This is a genomic window from Streptomyces albidus (ex Kaewkla and Franco 2022) (assembly GCF_013870515.1).
Classification (GTDB): domain Bacteria; phylum Actinomycetota; class Actinomycetes; order Streptomycetales; family Streptomycetaceae; genus Streptomyces; species Streptomyces albidus.
In genome coordinates this window covers 1-3,368 of record NZ_JACBXA010000402.1, presented here as the reverse complement: position 1 = coordinate 3,368, position 3,368 = coordinate 1, and the positions used below count along the sequence as shown (strand labels likewise).

2 protein-coding genes are annotated in these 3,368 nt (G+C 72.8%); both read left to right on the top strand.

The annotated features are described in order from the left end of the window. A partial coding sequence (locus H5J26_RS29600) for an ATP-binding protein (RefSeq protein ID WP_181769039.1) occupies positions 1-2,021 on the top strand: 2,021 nt, incomplete at its 5' end. A 61-nt stretch (positions 2,022-2,082) separates the two neighbouring features. After that, positions 2,083-3,368 (top strand): PucR family transcriptional regulator ligand-binding domain-containing protein (locus H5J26_RS29595; protein WP_181769038.1); only part of this gene is annotated, 1,286 nt, incomplete at its 3' end.

Below are 3,368 nucleotides of genomic sequence, written 5' to 3'. Positions count from 1 at the left end.
CAGGGATCTGGCGGTACGGCCACAGGCCGCGGCGCCCCGAGGACCCGGACCGCACACCGGCACGCCAACTGCTCAGCGGGGCGGTGGTCTCGTTCCTCATCGGGTGGCTGCTCTGGTCGCTGCTGTACAACATGTATCTCGGCGACTTCTGGCTCTGGCCCCTGCTCGCCCTGACTCCCGAGTCGTGGCGTTCGGGGACCGGGGACAAGGCACCCTTCGCCTGGGCGAGCGGCATCTACTACGCCCTCGTCATCGGCGGCCTCGCCGTCGTCTTCGGCCGCCTCGGCCGCTGGCCCGAGGTGGCCAGTCGTGCGTGGGCACGACTGACAGGCGGGAACGAACGACGCCGGGGGCCGGACAGCCGCAGTGGAGGTACGGACGCGACGCACCCCGTGCCCACGCCTCCCGCGCAGACGGATCCCGTCGAATGGCCCGAACTGCGCGGCAGCGGCGCCTCCCAAGCCGCCGACCGGCTCGCCGACGAGGTGCGCCGAGGTCAGATGGGCGACGTGGACCACGCCCGCATCCACCGCGCGTGGGAGTCCGTCCGCGCCCGCCCCGGCCGCCTCTCCTCGTTCATCGACACCGTCCTCTCGCAGGGTGCCGCGGCATGCGCGCACCCCTCGGGGCGCCGCGACCTGCCGCACCGCGCGGCCCGTCACGATCTGCGGCTGCGCCAGGTGCGCATCGGTACCGCCTCGGACAACGAGCGCAATCCGCAGCACTACCGCGGCGCCGGGGTCGCTCTGGAGCCGTCGCTCCTGGGTACTTCCGCGCTCGCCGTCGGCCCGCCCGGCTCGGGCAAGACGACGAAGCTGGTGCGGCCCGTCGCCGAATCGCTGTGCCTGCAGGCGCTGGCCGGGCAGGCCGCCGTCGTCGCCGTGACGTCCGGCGGCACACAGCTGGCCCCCGACGAGTCCTTCGACGCTGTCGTACGTGTCGGGCACAGCGACTCCCTGCACGACCTCGATCTCTACGGCGGCAGCAGCGATCCGGACGAAGCGGCAGGCATGCTCGCCGAAGCGCTCGTCGGTGACCTGGTCACGACGCTTCCCGGCGGGGACAGCCGCCGCGCGGCCACCTCGCTGGCGCAGCTCATCGGTCCCTTCCGCGCTGCCTACGGCCGCTTCCCCACGGTGGCCGAGCTGCGCGAACTGCTGGACGGCTCTCCCTCCGCTCTCCGTTCGCTGCGCACCGCGCTCGAGGACGCCGGGTCCGTCGCGCAACTCCGTGAACTCGACGCCCACGAGCGGCAGTCGGGCCGTCCCGGCGATCCGCCCGCGCTGCTTGCGGACCGCATCGCACTGCTGGACCGGCCCGCGTTCGCCGACTTCTTCGTCCCCGAGGGCGCCGAAGGTGCCGGAGGCCCTTCGGGCAAGGGGCACCGGCCCTTCTCGCTCCGCGCCCTCGAACACCCGCTCCGCGTACGCATCGACCTGCCCGAGCGTGGCCACGCGGAGGCGTCGCGCATCCTCGCGCGGCTCGTCCTCGCGCAGTTCACCGAGTGCGTGACCTCGCGCGAGGACCAGTCCCTCTTCGCCGGTCTCGTACTCGACGACGCGGCGCAGACGATCACCCCGCAGGCGCTGCGCGGCCTTCAGCGTGTGCGCTCCGCCCACGCCGGCGTACTGCTCACGCTGCGGGCCCTCGACGACGTACCGGCGGAGCTGCGCGGCCCGTTGCTGGGTGCCGTCGGCTGCCGGATGGTGTGCGCGGGGGTGACTCCCTGGGACGCGGAGCACTTCGCCGAGGTGTGGGGCAAGGAGTGGGTGGAGACCCGCGACGTCACCAACCGTCAGCTCGTCTCCGACGAGCCCTTCACCCGGGTCATGCACGCAGTGCGCAGGCTGGCCACGGGCAAGCACGTCACCGCCGAGTCGGTGACCGTCCGAACCGTGCAGCGCGAACGCTGGTCGGCCTCCGACCTGGCGAACGAGCTGCCGCCCGGACACGCGGTGTTGTCGCTGATGACCGTACGTGGCGAGCGCACTCCGCCGATCCTGGCGGAGCTCGGGGAGTGACTTCGGGAATGACTTCGGGAATGACCGAAATGAGCCGGGCGCCTGTACGGTGAGCGTTGTTATGCCACCGACTCTCGCCTCGCTCGTCCAGCACTCCTCACTTCGGCTCTCCGTGCTCACCGGACAGGACCGGCTGGACACTCCGGTGCGTTGGGCCCACGCAAGTGAACTCGCGGACCCCACCCCGTACCTGGACGGCGGTGAGCTCCTGCTCGTGACGGCTCTGAAGCTGGACGCGGAGGATCCCGGGAGCATGCACCGCTACGTGCGGCAGCTCGCGGACAAGGGCGTCGTGGGTCTGGGGTTCGCCGCGGGCGTGAACTACGAGAAGGTGCCGGACGCACTCGTCGAGGCGTGCCGCGAAGTCGATCTGCCGCTGCTCGAAGTCCCGCGGCGCACACCGTTCATCGCCATCAGCAAGGCCGTCTCCGCTGCCATCGCGGCCGACCAGTACCGCGCGGTCACGGCCGGGTTCGAGGCCCAGCGTGAGATGACGCGCGCCGCCCTCTCCCAGGAGGGTCCGGCGGCGCTGCTCGCCAAGCTCGCCTCGGAGGTGGCGGGTTGGGCCGCGCTGTACGACGCCTCGGGGGCGATGGTCGCCACTGCTCCGGCCTGGGCGGTGCGCCGTGCCGCCCGCTTCGTCAGCGACGCCGAGCGCCTGCGTGACAGACCCGCGCCCGCGAGCGCCGTGGTCAGCGGGGCGGACGCGGGGGACGACCGCGTCGAACTTCAGTCGATCGGCAGCGGCCGCCGCGCGAAGGCCGTGCTCGCCGTGGGGACGGCAGCCCCGCTCGGCACCGCCGAGCGCTACGCGGTGCACTCCGCGATCGCGCTGCTGACTCTGACCATGGAGCGTTCGCGGGCTCTTCAGGAAGCCGAACAGCGCCTGGGCGCCGCGGTAATGAGGATGCTGCTCTCCGGCGAGGCGGACCACGCCCGTGCCGTGGCCGGACGGCTGTACGGCGGGCTCCTCGACGCACCGATGCGCGTGCTCGTGGCGGAACCGGTCTCGGGGGGCTCCGGCACGCGCACGCGCGGAGCGGGCAACGCCGCGGTCGGCGCAGCCGGCGAGAAGGGGGGCGGGGCGACAGGCAACCTTCCCGTCGTCTCGGTCACGGAGGACTCTCCGGTGACCGTACCCACGCCGGAGGGCATCGCCGACGACCTGCCGGGCTCCCTCGACCAGCTCGCCGACCTGATCGAGACCGCTGCGGCGCGCAACGGCGAGGCGGTGCTGGTCGTGCCCGACGGCAGCAGGCTCGTCGTGATCGCGGCGGACGGCGGCGCGGCGGTGTCCGCTTCCGCGCAGTACGCGGCCTCCTACTCGCGAGCCGTCGAATCAGCGGG